This window comes from Corallococcus praedator, assembly GCF_003612125.1.
In the GTDB taxonomy this organism is placed as follows: domain Bacteria; phylum Myxococcota; class Myxococcia; order Myxococcales; family Myxococcaceae; genus Corallococcus; species Corallococcus praedator.
In genome coordinates this window covers 1-616 of the sequence record NZ_RAWI01000835.1, presented here as the reverse complement: position 1 = coordinate 616, position 616 = coordinate 1, and the positions used below count along the sequence as shown (strand labels likewise).

The 616-nt window shown below is 62.0% G+C and carries 1 protein-coding gene; it reads left to right on the top strand.

Annotated elements, in window-relative coordinates; all coding sequences use genetic code 11:
• Positions 1–54: 54 nt before the first annotated feature.
• The coding region (locus D7Y13_RS42030) for an RNA polymerase factor sigma-32 (RefSeq protein ID WP_120631080.1) at positions 55–616 on the top strand (562 nt) is incomplete at its 3' end.

Here is a 616-nt window from a genome sequence, read left to right as displayed (position 1 = left end):
GACCTAATCGGTCGTCTTTCCGTTTGACGATCAAAGAATGAAAGGGGTCAAGTCATGGCCAATGTTCCCGCGACCATTCCCGCGCTCGGCGGCGAAGCCGGTCTTAACCGCTATCTCTCGGAAATCCGCAAATTTCCGCTCCTCTCGCCCGAAGAGGAATATATGCTCGCCAAGCGTTGGGAGGAGCACCAGGACCCCGAGGCCGCGGCGCGGATGGTTACCAGCCATCTCCGGCTCGTCGCCAAGATCGCGATGGGCTATCGCGGCTACGGGCTGCCGGTCGCCGAGCTGATCTCCGAGGGCAACATCGGCCTGATGCAGGGCGTCAAGAAGTTCGACGCCGAGCGGGGTTTTCGCCTCGCGACCTATGCGATGTGGTGGATCCGCGCGTCGATCCAGGAATATATCCTGCGCTCGTGGAGCCTCGTGAAGATCGGCACGACGGCGGCGCAGAAGAAGCTGTTCTTCAACCTGCGCCGCCTCAAGGGCAAGATCGACGCGATGGAGGACGGCGACATGAAGCCCGCCGACGTCGAAAAGATCGCCACTACCCTCGGCGTCACCCACGACGAGGTCATCTCGATGAACCGCCGCATGGCGATGGGCGGCGACACGT